At 56.5% G+C, this 16,821-nt stretch carries 16 protein-coding genes and 1 pseudogene; 7 read left to right on the top strand and 10 right to left on the bottom strand.

The window, feature by feature from the left end:
- The first annotated feature begins 8 nt into the window (after positions 1-8).
- Positions 9-1,220 (top strand): annotated as a pseudogene (locus tag VEI50_16135) (FAD-dependent oxidoreductase).
- 78 nt (positions 1,221-1,298) lie between these two features.
- Here VEI50_16135 and VEI50_16140 read toward each other — a convergent pair.
- From VEI50_16140 to VEI50_16150, 3 genes are all read right to left on the bottom strand, one after another.
- The gene (locus VEI50_16140; protein ID HXX76662.1) at positions 1,299-2,531 is read right to left on the bottom strand and encodes a murein transglycosylase domain-containing protein; all 1,233 of its coding nucleotides are present in this window, start codon (positions 2,529-2,531) and stop codon (positions 1,299-1,301) included.
- Positions 2,532-2,672: 141 nt separating this feature from the next.
- The gene (locus tag VEI50_16145) at positions 2,673-3,347 is read right to left on the bottom strand and encodes an FKBP-type peptidyl-prolyl cis-trans isomerase (protein HXX76663.1); all 675 of its coding nucleotides are present in this window, start codon (positions 3,345-3,347) and stop codon (positions 2,673-2,675) included.
- A gap of 150 nt (positions 3,348-3,497) precedes the next feature.
- Complete coding sequence (locus VEI50_16150; GenBank protein HXX76664.1) at positions 3,498-4,022, bottom strand: hypothetical protein; 525 nt, start codon at positions 4,020-4,022, stop codon at positions 3,498-3,500.
- 238 nt (positions 4,023-4,260) lie between these two features.
- On the opposite strand from VEI50_16150, the gene VEI50_16155 reads away from it, so the two are divergent.
- Positions 4,261-4,776: a YbhB/YbcL family Raf kinase inhibitor-like protein gene (locus VEI50_16155; GenBank protein ID HXX76665.1), complete on the top strand. Its 516-nt coding sequence runs from the start codon at positions 4,261-4,263 to the stop codon at positions 4,774-4,776.
- Positions 4,777-4,785: 9 nt separating this feature from the next.
- Positions 4,786-6,276 carry a sodium:solute symporter family protein gene (locus tag VEI50_16160; GenBank protein ID HXX76666.1) on the top strand — a complete coding sequence of 497 codons (1,491 nt, stop codon included), beginning with the start codon at positions 4,786-4,788 and terminating at the stop codon, positions 6,274-6,276.
- 105 nt (positions 6,277-6,381) lie between these two features.
- Here the strand turns inward: VEI50_16160 and VEI50_16165 are convergent, their stop codons facing one another.
- From VEI50_16165 to VEI50_16175, 3 genes are all read right to left on the bottom strand, one after another.
- Positions 6,382-6,744, bottom strand: coding sequence for a response regulator (locus VEI50_16165; GenBank protein ID HXX76667.1), 363 nt, complete (start codon positions 6,742-6,744; stop codon positions 6,382-6,384).
- A 41-nt stretch (positions 6,745-6,785) separates the two neighbouring features.
- Complete coding sequence (locus tag VEI50_16170) at positions 6,786-7,031, bottom strand: hypothetical protein (protein ID HXX76668.1); 246 nt, start codon at positions 7,029-7,031, stop codon at positions 6,786-6,788.
- Positions 7,032-7,273: 242 nt separating this feature from the next.
- Complete coding sequence (locus tag VEI50_16175; GenBank protein HXX76669.1) at positions 7,274-7,648, bottom strand: response regulator; 375 nt, start codon at positions 7,646-7,648, stop codon at positions 7,274-7,276.
- A 266-nt stretch (positions 7,649-7,914) separates the two neighbouring features.
- Between VEI50_16175 and VEI50_16180 the strand changes: the two genes are divergently transcribed.
- Both VEI50_16180 and VEI50_16185 read left to right on the top strand, forming a co-directional pair.
- Entirely contained in the window at positions 7,915-10,215 is a 2,301-nt protein-coding gene (locus VEI50_16180; GenBank protein ID HXX76670.1) for a PBP1A family penicillin-binding protein, read from the top strand.
- A gap of 59 nt (positions 10,216-10,274) precedes the next feature.
- Positions 10,275-10,718: a polymer-forming cytoskeletal protein gene (locus VEI50_16185; GenBank protein HXX76671.1), complete on the top strand. Its 444-nt coding sequence runs from the start codon at positions 10,275-10,277 to the stop codon at positions 10,716-10,718.
- Positions 10,719-10,801: 83 nt separating this feature from the next.
- Here VEI50_16185 and VEI50_16190 read toward each other — a convergent pair whose 3' ends face one another.
- The 4 genes from VEI50_16190 to VEI50_16205 form a co-directional block, all read right to left on the bottom strand.
- Complete coding sequence (locus VEI50_16190) at positions 10,802-11,398, bottom strand: DUF3365 domain-containing protein (protein HXX76672.1); 597 nt, start codon at positions 11,396-11,398, stop codon at positions 10,802-10,804.
- Positions 11,347-13,878 carry an ATP-binding protein gene (locus tag VEI50_16195; GenBank protein HXX76673.1) on the bottom strand — a complete coding sequence of 844 codons (2,532 nt, stop codon included), beginning with the start codon at positions 13,876-13,878 and terminating at the stop codon, positions 11,347-11,349. Before VEI50_16195 ends, VEI50_16190 begins: the two co-directional genes overlap by 52 nt.
- Positions 13,879-13,883: 5 nt before the next feature.
- Complete coding sequence (locus tag VEI50_16200; GenBank protein HXX76674.1) at positions 13,884-14,927, bottom strand: ATP-binding protein; 1,044 nt, start codon at positions 14,925-14,927, stop codon at positions 13,884-13,886.
- Between the two features lie 101 nt (positions 14,928-15,028).
- On the bottom strand, positions 15,029-15,463 hold the full coding sequence (locus VEI50_16205) for a response regulator (GenBank protein HXX76675.1): 435 nt from the start codon (positions 15,461-15,463) through the stop codon (positions 15,029-15,031).
- A gap of 594 nt (positions 15,464-16,057) precedes the next feature.
- On the opposite strand from VEI50_16205, the gene VEI50_16210 reads away from it, so the two are divergent.
- Positions 16,058-16,297, top strand: a complete 240-nt coding sequence (locus VEI50_16210; protein HXX76676.1) for a BolA family protein — start codon at positions 16,058-16,060, stop codon at positions 16,295-16,297.
- Positions 16,298-16,332: 35 nt separating this feature from the next.
- Positions 16,333-16,656, top strand: coding sequence for a glutaredoxin domain-containing protein (locus tag VEI50_16215; GenBank protein ID HXX76677.1), 324 nt, complete (start codon positions 16,333-16,335; stop codon positions 16,654-16,656).
- Positions 16,657-16,821 lie beyond the last annotated feature (165 nt).

Here is a 16,821-nt window from a genome sequence, read left to right on the forward strand (position 1 = left end):
TCATGAACATGAGAGCGGTACGCTGCTGCATCGCGGGTGGCGGGCCGGCTGGGATGATGCTGGGTCTCTTGTTGGCTCGAGCGGGCGTCGAGGTGTTGGTTCTCGAGAAGCACGTCGATTTTCTCCAAGATTTCCGTGGCGACACGATCCATCCGTCCACTCTCGAGGTGATGCACGAGTTGGGACTACTGGAACGGTTGCTCATACTGCCGCACCAGAAAGTGCCGCGGATCAACGGACAGGTGGGCGACCTGGCCCTGACCGTCGCGGATTTTTCTTCACTCTCGACACAGTGCCGTTACATTGCCTTCATGCCGCAATGGGATTTTTAGAACTTCCTTGCTACCGAAGGAGCACGGTATTCCACTTTTCATCTTCGAATGCAGACGGACGTGACAGACCTTTCGCTCGAGGGAGACCGTGTGGTGGGGCTCAAAGCGACGACTCCGGACGGTCCCTTGGAGGTACGCGCAAACCTGACCGTCGGCGCGGACGGCCGGCACTCAATCGTTCGCTCGCGTGCCGGTTTGTCGGTTGAAGAGTTTGGGGCGCCCATGGACGTGTTGTGGTTTCGATTGTCCCGCCGCCCAGGCGATCCGGAAGATCCGATGGGCCGGTTCGATACCGGTCGGATTTTTGTCATGCTCAACCGGAGTGACTATTGGCAGTGCGGCTTCGTAATTCCGAAAGGATCACGGGGACAACTTCAGGCAAAAGGGTTGTCGGCGTTTCGTACCGCCGTTGCAGGAGTCGCACCGTTTGTGGCCGATCGCGTCGGCGAGCTGCATGACTGGGAGTCGATCAAGTTGCTCACCGTGCAGGTCGATCGGTTACGGCAGTGGTATCGGCCTGGTTTGATCTGCATCGGCGATGCAGCCCATGCCATGTCGCCGGTCGCCGGTGTCGGGATCAATCTCGCCATTCAGGATGCAGTGGCCACGGCGAACCTCCTGGCGGGGCCGTTAGGCACCGGTCGATTGACCACCGAAGATTTGCAGTTGGTACAACGGCGGCGCGAATGGCCTACTCACATGACGCAGCGGATGCAACTGTTCATTCAAAACCGGGTCATCAAACCCGTGCTGGACAATGCGGCTCCGCTCTCACCTCCGCTGGCGTTCCGGCTGCTGGCGCGATTTTCGGTCCTCCGCCGGATTCCCGCCCGGCTCATCGGGATGGGCTTTCGTCCCGAACACGTCCGAACACCAGCCGTTCTGTAGAAAAAAGAGGATTCCAGCGGGAGGAGCGCTAGCTGCAAGGAAATTTTCGAGCGTGACTGAATACTAGTGGTTAACGGACTAGGACGAATTCACGAAAGCTTTGCGTGACGCAGTTACTTTTTCCAGGTAATGGCGTGTTTCTTGGTAGGGCAAGTGTTGTCGTAAGTACTCATAGACCGCGCTGGGTTGCAAGCTATTGATCTGATTGAGTGCAGCGGTAGTATCTTTCGAAAAGGTTCGATAGACATTGTGTGGGCCGGTGTTGTACGCGGAGATGACACAGTACTCACGGGAGACCGTGTTGGATATCTCCTCCAGTTGGTTGAAGGTCAACACATTCAGGTAGGCGGTGCCTAGCTCGATGTTGTTCGCGGGATCGAATAGATAGTCTCGCGACGGAGTGACGTCTTTACCCTTGGCGCGCCGGTAGGCCTCCCGCCCACCACTCGAGGGAACGAGTTGCATGAGTCCGTACGCCGGCGCTGAGCTGACGGCGTAGGGGTTGAAGTTGCTCTCCGTCCGAATGATTGCGAAGACCAGACCCGGACTGATTTGGTATTGTTTGGCAAATTGCTGAACCGCCGGCCGGTATTTCTCTGCCTGCTTCACCGAGAAATTCGAAACCATTCGGATCATGACCACGTGGGCTGTTTTCTTTGCTCCGTTCTGGTCGACCTCTCGCGTGCTGGCTTTCTTCTCGACGAGATAGGTAGCAAACGATTCGGCTTCGGCGGGTGTACGGATGGGCTTGCCCTGTTGATCAAGGACGAGGCCCGAGAGGTAGGGTTCTTTGTCGCCAGTAAGCGTGATGTCTTTGTCAGAAAATAGATCGACGGAACGAGGATCCTCCGGAGTAAGAAGAGTCGTCACGATGGCATTCTTGAGACTGGTCTGCGGAGATTGCTCATCGAGGGTTTCGACTGAGATTTCGCCGGTGTCGAAGTTCACGATCGCCCGGCTCCGATAATTTTGTGTGTACTTCACATACTTCTTCTGCTCGGGCAATTTGACTTCTTTCTTCCCCCATTTTTCTCCGACTTTGACCCCCAATGCATCGAGGAGCGTCTCCAAGTCTTTTTGGGCCGTGCGGATGTCTTTCAGCAGGGCTTCAGGGTCGCTTGCATATTGACCGAGCCGCTTCTTGGCGATCTGCGAGGGATTTTTCCCTGAAGCCAGGTCAATGATGTCGTGACCGGTCTTGCTCGTAAGGGCTCGTTCAGCTCCCGTGAGCAGTCGGTCCGTTGACTCGCAACTGACTGTTGCGGACAGAACACTCATGACGATGATGGAGATGCCGATCGAAGGTCGCATGGATTTATTCTACAGGATTTGCTCCGGACACCAAACCGTTAAGTCAAGGAAGCCGCGGTCCTCCGATCCTTGTGTGAGTAATGAGGAGCAGCGAGAGGCGGACCGGGCGTGCTTCGTCTCCACGCCCGGTTTGTAAAGCGACTACTGTTTGACGATATCGAGGAGCTCGACTTCGAACACGAGCGTCGCACCTGGCTTGATAAGCGGCGGGGCACCCTTATCGCCGTAAGCCAAATTCGCCGGGCACACCAATTTGCTCTTGCCGCCGACTTTGATCTGCTGCACTCCCTCCGTCCAGCACTTGATGACTTGATTTAACCCGAACGTGGCCGGCTCGCCTCGCTTGACCGAACTGTCGAACACGGTGCCGTCAATGAGGGTACCGTGATAGTGCACTTTCACCGTGTCCGTGGCTTTCGGGTTCGCCCCTTTGCCTTCCTTGACCGTGATGATGATGGCGCCGGATTCAGTTTTCTTTGCACCTGATTCCGCGGCGGCCTTTGTGAGAAACGCGGCGCCCGCTTTCTTCTCACTTTCTGCCGCGACCGCGCTGCGCGCCTGTTGGAGCTGTTGGATTTTGGGGCCGAAGACCTGGAGGTCCACTTTCGGCGGCCGCTTCAGGACTCCGTCGGTGAGGCCTGATTTGACGAAATCCAGTTCGGCCTCGCTGAACATAAAGGTGCTCAAAGACTGGCTGATCGCCAGTCCCACAGCATACAGTGTTTTTTGGTCGTCGTTCGTCGGTTCAGAAGCCGCAAAGGCGGAGGGAGGTCCAACGCAGAACCAGAGCATCAGCGCTGAGAGCAAAACGTGCATGGGTAACCCTTTCTGTAAGTGTGAAAGGAGCACAATCATCCATCGTCATCACCGCGGAGTTTTGTAGGGTACGGGATACGGCCGTTGTCCTCAAGACAATAATACGGTTTGATTGTGAACGACCAAAAGGGAATGGTCTAGACGTTCCGGTCAGCGATGACCCCAATGACGGTAGCCGAAATACCGCGGGCCGTAAAAATAGGGGCGATAGAAATAGGGTGGTCCATAAAACCAGGGGCGACCGATATATACCCCGATCCCGACCGGAGGATAACCGTACACCAGAGGATATCCATACACTGGAGGATACCCATATAGAGGAGGAGCGGCCTGGATGATGGGGGAAGGGGCGACTTGAGATTGACTGGTCGCGTTAGCCGACGCCTGACGATTCATCTGGGCCTTCATTTGATCGACTGTTTCCTGTTGGGATTGCACTTTTCCCTGAAGAGAGGCGATCTGCTCTCGTTGCGCTTGCACGAACGCCGCCAGACAACGGGTATGGGCCTCGCCTGAATAGCCGGAACATTCCCATGGACCCTGTGGATCATTCGCTCGTGCCGGCGTCGTGGAAATGAGGACGATGCCTAGGCCGATGATACTCACAATTAGCTGCCGAGCAGCTGTCGAGGTCTCTGACAAAGGGCTCAGCCAACGGGCCGTGTTCTGTATCATGGGCTTCCCTCCTTGTTCAGGCTCTTAGCTACACCCTACCACGAGAAAATCGAAGATAGTAGGGGTGCGACTGCTGGGTCGATCTCAGTTTCTTCTCACGTTGCGCGATCCTTCGTCTCTGGATACAATCCTCCCGCATCTGAAGTCGTTTCTCATGTATATATTTTCGCGGTGGCAGTTTTCTCTTTATCGAAAGGGGTAGGTTATGGTTCGTCTGTGGTGCCTATTGATATCTGTTATGCTGACAACGCAGGGATGGGCCGCGGAGTTTCAGCTGAGCAGTCCAACGATCAAAAGCCAAGGCAAAATCGGCCAGGAACATGTGTTTGCAGGATTCGGATGTAGCGGGGGAAATGTGTCGCCGGCTCTACAGTGGCAGGGAGCGCCGAAGGATACCAAGAGTTTTGCATTGACGGTCTACGATCCGGATGCTCCGACCGGCAGCGGCTGGTGGCACTGGGTTGTCTTCAATTTGCCTCCCACGCTGAACTCGCTGCCCGCCAATGCAGGAAAGCCAGAGGGTAGTGCCGCGCCCGCAGGCAGCATCCAGAGCATCACCGACTTCGGTCAGCCTGGCTATGGCGGGCCTTGCCCACCGGCGGGGGACAAGCCCCACCGGTACATCTTCACGCTCTATGCGTTGAAACTCGACCAGGTTCCTTTGAAGAGTGATGCGTCCGGAGCGATGGTGGGCTTTTACCTCAACCAAAACATGATTGCCAAGGCATCCTTCATGGCCTTCTACGGGCGTTGAGCCCGTCTGATGATTCTGGCATTCGTCATCCTCTATCTCCTTCTCTCCGTGGGGATCGGCCTCTATGCGGCTACGCGCGTCCACAGTGCGAAGGATTTCGCCGTAGCTGGTCGTTCATTGCCTCTACCGATCGTTACGGCCACGGTGTTCGCGACCTGGTTCGGTGCGGAAGCGGTGCTGGGCATGCCAGCAACCTTCGTCAAAGACGGACTGCGCGGTGTCGTCGCCGATCCATTTGGAGCGAGCCTCTGTTTGATTCTTGCGGGATTGTTTTTTGCGCCTCGTTTCTATCGATTGAATTTGCTCACCGTCGGGGACTACTACCGGATACGCTACAATCGAACGGTGGAAGTCCTGTGCACCCTATGCGTCGTGGCCTCCTATCTTGGCTGGGTGGCTGCACAATTCAAGGTGTTGGGATTGGTGCTTAATGTCGTGACGAACGGGGGGGTCAGTCAGAAGATCGGTATGGTCATCGGGGCAGGGATTGTGCTGACCTATACGACGTTCGGCGGCATGTTTTCTGTCGCGATTCTCGATTTTGTACAACTCGGTGTCATTCTCGGAGGGTTGCTTTACATTGTCTCGGTCATCAGCGATCTCACAGGAGGCGTCGGGACAGTGGTCGCCCATGCCGCTCAAGCCGGGAAATTGGAATTCTTTCCCCCGGCAAGGCTCAATGCGTGGATCCCGTTCGTCGGTGCCGGTATCACGATGATGCTGGGTTCGATTCCGCAGCAGGACGTTTTCCAGCGCATCACGTCGGCCAAGGACGAACGGACAGCGGTCCAAGGCTCGGTACTCGGCGGGGGGCTCTACTTTGTGTTCTGCTTTGTCCCGATGTTTCTTGCCTATGCGGCAACATTGGTCGACCCTGCAAAGTTCGGTGCGCTGCTCGAGCAGGATTCGCAGCTCGTCCTGCCGACTTTAATTCTTCAGCACACACCGATCGTCGCACAGATTCTCTTCTTCGGCGCGGTGTTATCAGCGGTGATGAGTTGTTCAAGCGCGACCTTGCTCGCCCCGTCGGTTGCGCTGAGCGAAAACGTCATTAGACGCGCGCTGCCCGGCATGACCGACTGGCAGTTCTTACGGATGATGCGGTTCGTGCTGGTCGGGTTTGCCTGCGTAGTGCTGACGATTGCGCTCAGTTCCAATTCCAGCATCTACATGCTCGTCGTGAACACGTACAAGGTAACGTTGGTGGCTGCCTTCGTTCCCTTGTGTGCCGGCCTCTACTGGTCGAAGGCGACGACTCGAGGGGCGCTCTGCGCAATCGTGGCCGGCCTGATGACATGGATCGGGTGTGAACTCTTTGGGTCGCCGGACTCCATGTGGCCGCCACAATTGGTCGGCTTCCTCATGGCCGTCGCAGGCATGATTATGGGATCGTTGCTGCTGCCGCTCGGTGGCTCTCCGTTATTGCGACCGATCGGCGACCCTTCTCTCCGTGTTGGTTCACCTACGGTGCCGCTCACGACTATTGATCGTAACGAGTAATGGCGACGAACGCTGCTACTCAGCGTTGCTTCTATTCCGGGACGAGACTGGAAACTCGGTTGCCATGGAAGCGGAGAAATGAATGGAGAAAGCCGGTTTCGATGGTCAGTGGTTCAACGTATAGCGGACCAGGCGGCGGACTTCGTCAACCGTAAACGGTTTTTGGAGGATCTCTCGCGCTCCGAACAGTTTGGCTATACTCAAAAAATTGCGATCACCGGTGGCCCCGGTCATGGCGATGACTTTGGCGTCGAGAAATTCACGCGTGAGTTCCAGCGTGACGTCCATGCCGTCCCGGGCTGGCATGAGAATATCGGTGATGATGAGATCAGCAGGTGCTTGGCGATACAAGGTGAGTCCTTCTTGCCCATTGGAGGCTTCGCGCACCTCGTGCCCGTCCTCCTCCAGGATTCGGCGCAGCAGATGGCGGACTGGATCTTCGTCGTCAACGATCAGAATCGTAGCCATGAATTCCTGGGGTGGATGTTACAGGAACACGGACTCAAAACCTAGGCTGCGTGGGCGGTAATCGATTCAGCTCCGAGATGTACTTCCTCGTCCCCGTAGTTGGGTTCACTGACCGCACATGCCCGCAGTTCTTCCTGGGCAAGCTGGCGGTTCCGCTCAATCATCGGATCGTAGACATGACCGCAATTCATACAGCGCCAGCCTGTCATCCACATGTGTCCGATCGTGCCCTCGAAATCCATGAAATGGTCTTTGACCATCAGGCCGTGACAGCGTCGACAGTTCATGATCGCTCTCCTTGGTTACAGCCTAGGAATTCGTGCGCTCTATGACCTAAGATAACGTAATTGGCGCTGAGCAAAAGACCCGGAGGAGGTAACCCGGAAGAGGGGGGATGACGATATAACTACTTGAACAATAAGGGGAGTGTAGGTGTGGTCTATGGGAGGACGAACATTCGGTGGTGAATGATAGACAGGGATGGGTACGTGATTCTGCTGAACCTTGCTGAGTACGGCCTCGCTTGGACTCAGACTCGTGCGGTGAGCACGCTTTGGAGAGCTGCCACCAGCCCTTCGATCTTAACGGGCTTTTGCACGTAAGCGGCTGCGCCAAGACGCCGCGCCTTCTCTTCTGCTTCCTGTGGATCACGGGCGGTGACCACGATTACAGGAATGTCACTCAAGATTCGATTGCGTTTTAGAAGTTCAAGAACATAAAACCCATCTCCTCCAGGCAATCCTAGGTCTAGGAGGATGGCCTGAGGTTGATGGTGCCTGGCCACACTGATGGCCTGCATTCCATCGGCGGCCCAAACGGGATAGTAGTCGTGAGCCTTGAGGGCGGCGCTGAGCAAGTGCCAGCTATCGACCCCATCGTCGATTATGAGAATTTTTGGTTTCATGAAGGACCTCTCTTCGTGAGTTGTTCTTCCTTCCTCCAGACCGAGCCCCTTTAAGACAAAGGTATCTGACCCACTAATTCTTGCCAGACCAAAAAGGGGTACCTCGAAAGGGGAGCACGACAGCAGTCTTTCCCTGACACACTCACAATAGCGGCCTTGCCCAGGCTCCCATAGGCCGAATAGGCGTCATACCCGTTTCCTCGCATCGGTTTTGCGGCGCTCTCGTCGCTTTCGTCCCGTTCCTCGGTTATGCTGTACAGAGCCGCATGGGTCTACGAATACCTTCACGATGGGTGGCGCGAGGTGCCATGGGTCTGGCTGGCATCGCGGCTGCCCTCTGTGTGACGATCGCGTTGTACGGGGCCTATCTCGCCACGTTCCTGGACCTGCCGAAAAGCGAAGACCATCCGCCGCTCCGTCTGTATAGTGCTCCCTTCCTCTTGCAGACCAATCTGTCGGTCACCGAAGCCCGCGTGTTCGATCGACTCCAACGACTGGGCTATCATCGGACGCCCAAACAGGTCGAAGCTCCGGGGGAGTATCAGCTCACGGATGAGGCACTGACGATCTACCTGCACGCGCAGCCTGAGGAGCACGCGAAAGCAACCGTCATTCGACTCACCCTCGATCAGGATCGAATCACCGAAGTTCTGTCGGTGACCGAGGGGGCGCTCGTCTTCCCTGTTTATCTTGAGTCGGAACTGATCAGCGGACTGCGAGGCGAGTCGCGCCAAGTTCGTGAATGGATTCCTTTGACTCAGATTCCGCCTCGACTGATCGAGATCATCGTCGCCATCGAAGATCATCGCTTCTATTCGCACCCAGGTATCGATCCGATCGCGATCGGTCGGGCGCTGTGGAGGAATCTCACGAAAGGCGATGTGGTGCAGGGCGGAAGCACAATTACGCAGCAGTTGGCCAAGAATCTCTTTTACACACCGCACCGCACCATAGTGAGAAAATTCAAGGAGGCTCTGGCCGCCCTGGTCATGGAGGCGAAATACAAGAAGGCGGACATCTTGGAGAGTTATCTGAATGAAATCTATCTTGGCCAGGCCGGGTTTGTGTCGATTTACGGCGTCAGTGAAGCAGCCCGTCGGTTGTTCGGAAAGTCTCTCGGGGAACTTCGCGTGGAGGAAATGGCGCTGATCGCGGCCTTGATCAAAGGTCCCAACACCTACGCGCCGGCGAAACATCCGGACCTCGCCAGACAACGTCGGGACGTGGTATTACGCCGGCTGCGAGAGGTCGGACTCCTGACCGAGGAAGAGTGGACCCTTGCGATTAACCAGCCGATGCGGGTGGTGCCGCCGGAGGATGTGATGAGCGGCGCACCGAATTTCGTGGACGCAGTCTTGCGGCAGGTTGAAGACACTCTGGGCGCGCCGTTGCCTGAAGGGTTACGAATCGACACTACGCTCGATCCGATGATTCAACAAGCGGCCATCGAATCGTTGGAGAAAGGGCTGGTACGACTGGAAGCAACGCACCAGCAGCTGAAACAGACGGAGGAGCCGTTACAAGGAGCTGTGATCGTCCTGGACCCGAGGACCGGATCTATTCTCGCCATGGTCGGCGGACGTGATTATCGCCGCAGTCAATTCAACCGGGCGGTGCAAGCCCATCGTCAACCGGGCTCATTGGTTAAACCGTTCGTCTACCTTGCGGCGCTTGAGGCGGCGCGCGAGGGAGACGCCGTGGCGTTCACCTCGGCAAGTCTCCTGGCAGACGAGCCGGTCACCTTTGAGTCGGAAAAGGGGCAATGGGCACCACTGAACTATGATCGCCAATTCCGCGGACATGTCACCTTACGTCAAGCCTTGGAACAGTCCCTAAACGTGCCGGCTGTGAGGGTTGCTCATGCTGTCGGCACCAAACGAATCGTTCAACTTCTGCACCGACTCGGAGTGAGCAGCCCGATCTCCGAGGATCTGTCCATGGTCTTGGGGAGCTCTTCCGTCTCCTTATTGGAGATCACATCGGCGTTCGGCGGGATTGCGAATGGAGGAGTGGCGGTTCATCCGACGGCGGTCCGCATAGCACGAGATCGACAGGGAGATTCCGTGTGGAGCGGGATCCCGGATCGGTCTCAGGCTGTATCGCCTCAGGGCGCCTACGTGCTGACGTCGTTGCTTGAAGGGGTGATTCAGCGGGGAACGGCTACGAAGGCCAAAGTGATGGGTCTGCAGGGCGCTGTGGCGGGAAAAACCGGGACGACCGATGGGTACCGAGATGCCTGGTTCGTGGGATATTCATCAGACCTCGTCATCGGCGTCTGGGTGGGTTTCGACGACGAACGTCCTGTCGGTCTCACTGGCGCGCAGGCGGCGCTGCCGATCTGGATCGACATCGCCAGACGGGTGATCCCTTCACGGACTCCGACGTTCGTCATGCCGACCGGAGTCGTCACACGTACTGTCGATCCGAAGACCGGTCAACTCGCCACCTCCCAATGTCCGGAACAGGTGTCGGAGGTCTTCGTCGAAGGGACGGAACCCACTGTGTATTGCGAAGTCCACGGCGGTGGGATCTGGGAACGATTCCGGCGGACTTTTGGATTCTCCTAGGTCTTTTTTTCACGGATGGTGTAAGCTGTCATCAAGTTGAACGGACAAGGGAGTCATGCATGAAGAAACCCGGCTTCACTGGCGACGACAATATCACGCTCTTGGCGAAAGGCGTCGAGCTGAAGGGGGAGATTCGCGTCGAGGGCACGGTCCGGATCGACGGGTTTCTGGAAGGCAACATCCAAACCAAGGGGCAGGTCATCGTCGGCGAAGACGGGCTCGTCCAAGGCACGATTTCGGCTGGGACCATCATCAGTAGCGGCCGCATCAAGGCGACCGTTACGGCCATCGAGCGGATTCAGCTGCTCAAGACCGCGACCCTAATCGGAGAGGTGCATACCCCGATTCTGATGATGGAAGAAGGGGCTAAGCTCCAGGGGACAACTGACATGGGAGTTGCGGCCTGGCCGGAGGAACTCCCCAAGTTACCGGGGACGGTCCGCAGTCTCTCGGCACGACGGACGAAGCAGGTCGTTGCGATCGACCACGAGCCGCGCAGCTAGTCGCATCGTAGAAGACTCGTCTCTCCACCCGTTCTCCATTCCACTTTTCCTTCATCCAATGCCCGATCAATCGACGGTGTCGATTATTTCTCGTCCAGTGGGATGGTAATCGCGATTCCACCCATCACGTCATTGAGCTTGAAATCTCTCTTCGGACTGAGCGGGTGGGTGTTATGACAGGTCACGCAGGCGACGGCCACGGCTCGGTCCGGGTAGATTGCCTGGTAGTAACGTTTTTGTCCGCTGGTGACGATACCTGCGACCGGACGATCCGGCTGACGAGCGAGGGTCTGTAGAGCCTTCCGCTCGAATTCCGTGGCTGGCCCGTTTCGCTGATAGATGGGGGAAAGGCCGATGAGGCGGAATCGAATGCCGGTGCCTCCTTCGGCGACAGCCCTGCCTGATTGCTGGAGAAACTGTGCGGGCAGTGGAAGGGCATTATCCTGTTCCCAATGTTCTGCTGCGATGACGATATGTTTTTCTTGCATCCGATTCACGATTTGGCTGGTATAGATCGTCCGATCCGCCTGAATGACGGCATGTACGTAGGCCGCTACCTTTTCGGCGTGGATGGCGGCTGCGGGGGCCTCACTCTTCGCATCAAGCGACGCGGCGGAGGTTGCTGATGCTAAGAGGAAGAGGATGGATGCGGTGCTGATTGAACGCCCGACGCGGTCCATGTTGCCTCCTCTGGCCCCAAGGATGAATGGATCACCGGCAAGCTGATCGTGCAGCATACCCCCCCACGATCCAGATTCTCAACGCGGATGTCGCCGCCGAACTTTCGGATGATCCGTCGAGCGACTGTCAGTCCCAATCCTGAGCCTTCCCCTTGTCCTTTCATGGTGAAAAACGGATCGAACACCTTTGAAAGGTGCTCGGACGGAATCCCACGCCCAGAATCCTCAATCGTGATGATTACGGCCTTATTGTCAGCACTGGTCGCGACGCGAAGCGTCCCAGGACCCGGCATCGCCTGAACGGCGTTCGTCAGGATGTTCATAAACGCTTGGCGGAGTTGCTCAGGGCTTGCTGAAACTCGGGTTCGACATGCGTAGTTCTTGTGAATCTCCAAGCGACTGAGATCCTGCGTCGTCTGCAATGCCGTCAGTGCCTGATCGAGCTCCAGGTGAATATCGACAGGAGTAAGCCGAGTCCCCGTATCGCGCGTAGCCACGCCGGTAAAGTCTCGGATGATCGCCGCCATGCGTCGTCCGTGCTGGACAATGTCGCGGGCATGAGCCTTGACGTGATCGAGGTTGACCTCCTCTTGAATGGCCTCTCCGAGTCCCAGGATGCCGAAGAGCGGGTTGTTCAGCTCGTGGCCGATGCCGGCAGTGAGGATGCCGAGGCTGCCGGATTTTTCCGCCTGGATGAGTTGGTCTTGTAAACGACTTTCGTCCGTTGTATCGCGCAATACAAGACCAACGCGAGAGCCTTCGCCCGGCCGTCCGTCAGTTCGAAACCACTCATAATGGTAGACCCGCTGCCCCAAACGCAGTTCGCTCCGTCCGTCTGTGCGGGCGCCCGTGAGTGTCGGCGCGAGAGGATCACGAGGTTCCTTCACCAACACATCCGCTGCTTTTTCCGTCGTCGGCAGACCTGTATCCTCCCGTTCCTGAAATTCCTTTCGTAGGCGCTGTTGTGTCGGAGCGTCGAGTGGCAAGATGTCGAAGAGACTTGTGGAGGGCGAGAGAGACGCCGACAACCCCAATGACTCCTGTGCGGCGTGATTCACGTATTGCACCTGTGCCTGGGCGTCAACCATGAGAATAGGTGTCGGCACTGCGCTCAGGATCTGATCGGTTGATCGCTCAAGAGACTGGACTTCTTGAGTCTTCAAGGCGACTTGATCCGTGAGACCAGCGAATGCGGCTTCCAGCTGTTTGTTCATCCGGTTGAAATCATCGGCAAGGGCTTCCAACTCATCGCCGGTCTGAATCTGGATCGACTGCCGCAGTTCACCTCGCCCAATGGATTCCGCAGCCTTTTGCAGTTGGCGGATCGGCAGCACGATCCGATTGGCTGCCAGATACCCGAGGGCCACGAGTAGACAGACGGCAACCAGTCCAAAGATGCTCATCCAGGTAAAGAGATGGTGGATCGGAGCAAACAATTCGTCGGAGGATTGCCAAACAAAGGTGTTCCAGCTGCCCTCTTCGAGCCTACCGTTCGTGGCTCGGCTGGTTTCTGGAAGCGGTGCGAATCCGATGATCGAAGTCGAGTGCCCACCATGGCCGTCGCTCGGGGCGGCGACCCAACCGGGATAAAAGGGAGTCACGAGCGGGATCAGCGATAGATCGGACAAACTGACTCCGGTGGGAAGAATCGGACAGCTCATCACAATGCCTCGACTGTCGATCAGCATCACGTGTCCAGTTTTCCCGAAGCGGATGGGTTGGATCGAGGGGGAGAAAAACTCCTTGGCATCGATGACGCGGTGGAGCACCCCGACGACCTCGTAATGGAGGCTGTCCATGATCGGGACTGAGAGGGTAAATGCATAGGTTTCCGCCCGTTCATGATAATAGACATCTTCGATGTACAACTGACCGACCCCTTTGTGATACGCGCCGATCCACCAGGGTTCACTGCCATTCGAATAGTTGGGACGGGTGGTCAATGCCGCCACGAGCGAACCTTGCGTATCTGTGACAAATAAGAGTTTCGTGGCCGCTCGGACGACTTGGGGCAGGAGCTGCTCTTGCTCACTTTGGGAGCCGCTGTAAAAACTGCGAAGCAGGTTGGCCAAGTGGCTGCCTGTCACGGCCTTGACGATGCCGGGTTCCTTCGCATCCCATTTGGCGGCAGCATCGTTGATGGTTGCACGAACGGCGCGCAGGCTCTTCTGATCTCGGAGATTGTTGAGGTTATCGCGCCGACGTTCCAATTCGGTGACAATAGTCGGATCTCGCGCGATGCGCGATGTACGGGCGACTTCCTCGGCTACCAGGATATCCAGCTTTCGGGCTGTCTCCGCAGCCAGTGCCTTAAAGCTTTCGCCGTTGACTTCCTGGATTTCTCGGGATCCCTGCCAGAACGCCATCCCCAATCCGACAAGCAAGGGAAGGACTCCGACCATCAGCATCGATAAGATCAGTTTCGGTTGAAGCCCCCAACCCTTGCGAGGGCCGATCCTGGATGGATTTGGTGATGCCATAACACTCACCGTTGCGAAACAGTCTCTTGCGTCAGAAACGTCAGCGTAAACGTCGAACCCTTATCGACTTCGCTGTCGACTGCGATGCTCCCGTGCATTTCATGGACGATGTTTCGAACATTATATAACCCCAGTCCCGTCCCTTTCCCCGGGGGTTTGGTCGTGAAAAACGGCTCGAATATTTTCTCCTTCAACTCCGGTGCGATCCCGCAGCCGGTGTCGGAGATTCGAACGTCGACCGTATCGGCCGTCACGCGGGAATCCAGAGTCAACGTTCCGCCGACGTGCTCCATGGCGTGGACAGCATTCGTGATGAGATTCACGAACACGTGCAAGAGCTCATCCGGGTTGCCGCGGACGGCGGCTCCTTGCGTATAGTGCTTGACGACGTCGATATCATGGAGTCGGGCTGCGTAGCGAGCTATTTTAAGTGCCTCGTCGAGCTTCCCGTTGATCGAAACAAGGCTTCCATCCGAAGCGGACGATTGACGGGAATACCGTGTCAGGTCTTGGCAAATGGCTGAGGTCCGCTTGACGGCGTCCACGATTTCTCGGGCCTGTTCCTTGATGGTGGGAAGGTCACGTTCTTCGATCAGATTCTCGGCCAAGCCCATGATCAGCTGAAGAGGATTATTGATGTCGTGTGCGATACCGGTTGCAAACGATCCGATCCCGGCCAACTTTTCCGCCTGCATTAATTCAGCTTGCAACGCCGATTCATGCTGGATGATCTGCCAGAGCAGGCGGGACGCCGAACCACTCAATAACTCTGTCGTTGTCGGTTTCTGCGTGCGCAGAACCGCTTCCATGCCGGGATCGCCCGTGACATCGAGAATCAAGCCGATCTCAGGGTTCCGGACCAGTGCCGCGACATCGGTGGTCACGGGGATCTGATACTCGCGGGCGCGCTGCAAGCCGGGCGCGCGCGGATCACGATCGGCGATCCCGACGACCTCGATAGACGAAATCTGATGGAACAAGTCCAAGAGCGCTCTGCCTCCGCGCCCTGCTCCCACGATCGCGACTTTCGTGGGGAGAGCAATGTCCATGATGACGGCCTTTCGTGTGTGCTAGTCACAGCTGTGCGACTGAGGGGGAATGATGAGCGGTGCTCCTCCTCAGCCGCACAGAGGATGGTTGTCGGGCTCTATTAGAGCCTTGCCAACTCCCGTTCCTCCATCGCACGCCGGACTGCCTCTTTCAATTTTTCTCCCTCGACGGGCTTGACGAGATAATCCACGACGCCTTGCCGTAAGAATGAAGTCGCCATGTCGGTATCCGGGAATCCAGTCAGCACGATCAAAGGAACGCGCGGATAATTGCTGCGGAAGTAGGCGATCGCCTCGGCTCCGTTGATCTTCGGCATACGGATGTCACAGATGACGACGTCCAGCAGGAGGCGGTTCTCTCCTTCATTGATCGCCTGAATGGCCTTTTCTCCATTTTCGGCCTCGATCACCTCATACCCGGCCTTTTGCAAGGTCATTCTTACTACTTTGCGGATATCCGGCTCGTCGTCGACGACGAGAACCCGGCCGTTGCAAGCCTCACCTCCAGTGAAGAATCCAGATTTGAACTCGGTCATGTCGTCCTCCTTCGCGGTTGGTTAAGGTTGATGTGTCACTTCGTGTATTTCCTTCCGTCGAATTCTCACCGTTGCCCCTACATTCAGCCATTCAGCAATGGGCGTGCCAGAATGGTTTGAGAGAAACCTTCTTGATTTCGAGCCAATTTGAATATGTCCACCCTACGATTCCGCATGTCCAGGCTGAAATGCACCACCATGTGCTGAGATCCACCACCATCAGGCTCACCAAATCCGACGCAGCAGGAGCAAGGCACCGACCAAGAGGACAGTGGCCGTCAGGGTCATCACCACGTTCATTGATCACCTCCTTTGTGCCCGCCTGCGCCTGTTCCCCAGTCCGTGAATACCAAGTTTCATACCGTGCAGCGTGGTGGGACGCTGAGATGCCGGATGCACTAGGTTTTTCAGCTGTTAGTGAATGAAAGGTAGGAAGGTCATAAGCATGTCGGTTCACGGGAAAACTGATCGGATTCGATTCGGACTGAATACAAATGGATTCCCTTTCCGAGAGGACCGGTATCGGGTGGCATGTGTGAGCAAATTGCGTTTCCGAAAGGCACTGAGGTATTCTGCCAGCAGGGAGGAGGTTCAGTGATTACGTCTGAGGTGCTCACCGAATACGTTCGACGAACGATGCCGGATGCTACGGTGACGGTAACGGATCGGACAGGAACGATGGACCACCTCAAGGTTGTGGTGGTGTCTGAGTCGTTTCGCGGGAGGAACCTCCTCGACCGGCATCGGCTGATTTATCAAGCACTCGATATCCCCTTGAAGGACGGACGCATTCATGCGTTAGAACTCACGGCTAGAACAAAGGATGAAAGCTGATAGTTGCTGGCTAACAGCGACTAAGGAGACAGACCATGGCGGATCCAATCGAAGACGAAATCCAGAAGGAAGTCAAAGCTCACAAGATATTAATTTACGGCAAGGGCACCAAGCAGATGCCGATGTGCGGCTTCACACGCGAGACCATGCAGTTCTTCGATAAGTACGGGTACCCGTATGAAGTGATCGACGTCTTAACCCAGCCGGCCAAACGAGAAGCGCTCACGAAAATGACCAATTGGCCCACCCTGCCCAAAGTGTTTATCGACGGCACCTTCTATGGGGACACCGACATTCTGGATCCGATGGCGGCCAAGGGCGAGATTGAGCCGCTGCTGAAAAAAACGTTTGGAAAATGACAGTCGGTTGAAGAGATTAAGGAGGGCGTCTGTCAAACTCTCCTGCTCGTGGAACGCGCACGAACGGAATGTGCCCGTCCGACACGCACACTCGAGAGTTCAACAGACGCCTTCCTGCTGTTTGTCACGCTGGAGAGGATGGAAAAGAGCGGCTGTCATGCTTTT

The sequence above is a fragment of the Nitrospiraceae bacterium genome (genome assembly GCA_035623075.1).
In the GTDB taxonomy this organism is placed as follows: domain Bacteria; phylum Nitrospirota; class Nitrospiria; order Nitrospirales; family Nitrospiraceae; genus DASPUC01.

What these genes read in the sequence shown, in the direction of transcription:
- VEI50_16140 (HXX76662.1), bottom strand. Translation starts at nt 2,531, where the DNA reads ATGCGACCTTCGATCGGCATCTCCATCATCGTCATGAGTGTTCTGTCC.
- VEI50_16145 (HXX76663.1), bottom strand. Translation starts at nt 3,347, where the DNA reads ATGCACGTTTTGCTCTCAGCGCTGATGCTCTGGTTCTGCGTTGGACCT.
- VEI50_16150 (HXX76664.1), bottom strand. Translation starts at nt 4,022, where the DNA reads ATGATACAGAACACGGCCCGTTGGCTGAGCCCTTTGTCAGAGACCTCG.
- VEI50_16155 (HXX76665.1), top strand. Translation starts at nt 4,261, where the DNA reads ATGCTGACAACGCAGGGATGGGCCGCGGAGTTTCAGCTGAGCAGTCCA.
- VEI50_16160 (HXX76666.1), top strand. Translation starts at nt 4,786, where the DNA reads ATGATTCTGGCATTCGTCATCCTCTATCTCCTTCTCTCCGTGGGGATC.
- VEI50_16165 (HXX76667.1), bottom strand. Translation starts at nt 6,744, where the DNA reads ATGGCTACGATTCTGATCGTTGACGACGAAGATCCAGTCCGCCATCTG.
- VEI50_16170 (HXX76668.1), bottom strand. Translation starts at nt 7,031, where the DNA reads ATGAACTGTCGACGCTGTCACGGCCTGATGGTCAAAGACCATTTCATG.
- VEI50_16175 (HXX76669.1), bottom strand. Translation starts at nt 7,648, where the DNA reads ATGAAACCAAAAATTCTCATAATCGACGATGGGGTCGATAGCTGGCAC.
- VEI50_16180 (HXX76670.1), top strand. Translation starts at nt 7,915, where the DNA reads ATGGGTCTACGAATACCTTCACGATGGGTGGCGCGAGGTGCCATGGGT.
- VEI50_16185 (HXX76671.1), top strand. Translation starts at nt 10,275, where the DNA reads ATGAAGAAACCCGGCTTCACTGGCGACGACAATATCACGCTCTTGGCG.
- VEI50_16190 (HXX76672.1), bottom strand. Translation starts at nt 11,398, where the DNA reads ATGGACCGCGTCGGGCGTTCAATCAGCACCGCATCCATCCTCTTCCTC.
- VEI50_16195 (HXX76673.1), bottom strand. Translation starts at nt 13,878, where the DNA reads ATGGCATCACCAAATCCATCCAGGATCGGCCCTCGCAAGGGTTGGGGG.
- VEI50_16200 (HXX76674.1), bottom strand. Translation starts at nt 14,927, where the DNA reads ATGGACATTGCTCTCCCCACGAAAGTCGCGATCGTGGGAGCAGGGCGC.
- VEI50_16205 (HXX76675.1), bottom strand. Translation starts at nt 15,463, where the DNA reads ATGACCGAGTTCAAATCTGGATTCTTCACTGGAGGTGAGGCTTGCAAC.
- VEI50_16215 (HXX76677.1), top strand. Translation starts at nt 16,333, where the DNA reads ATGGCGGATCCAATCGAAGACGAAATCCAGAAGGAAGTCAAAGCTCAC.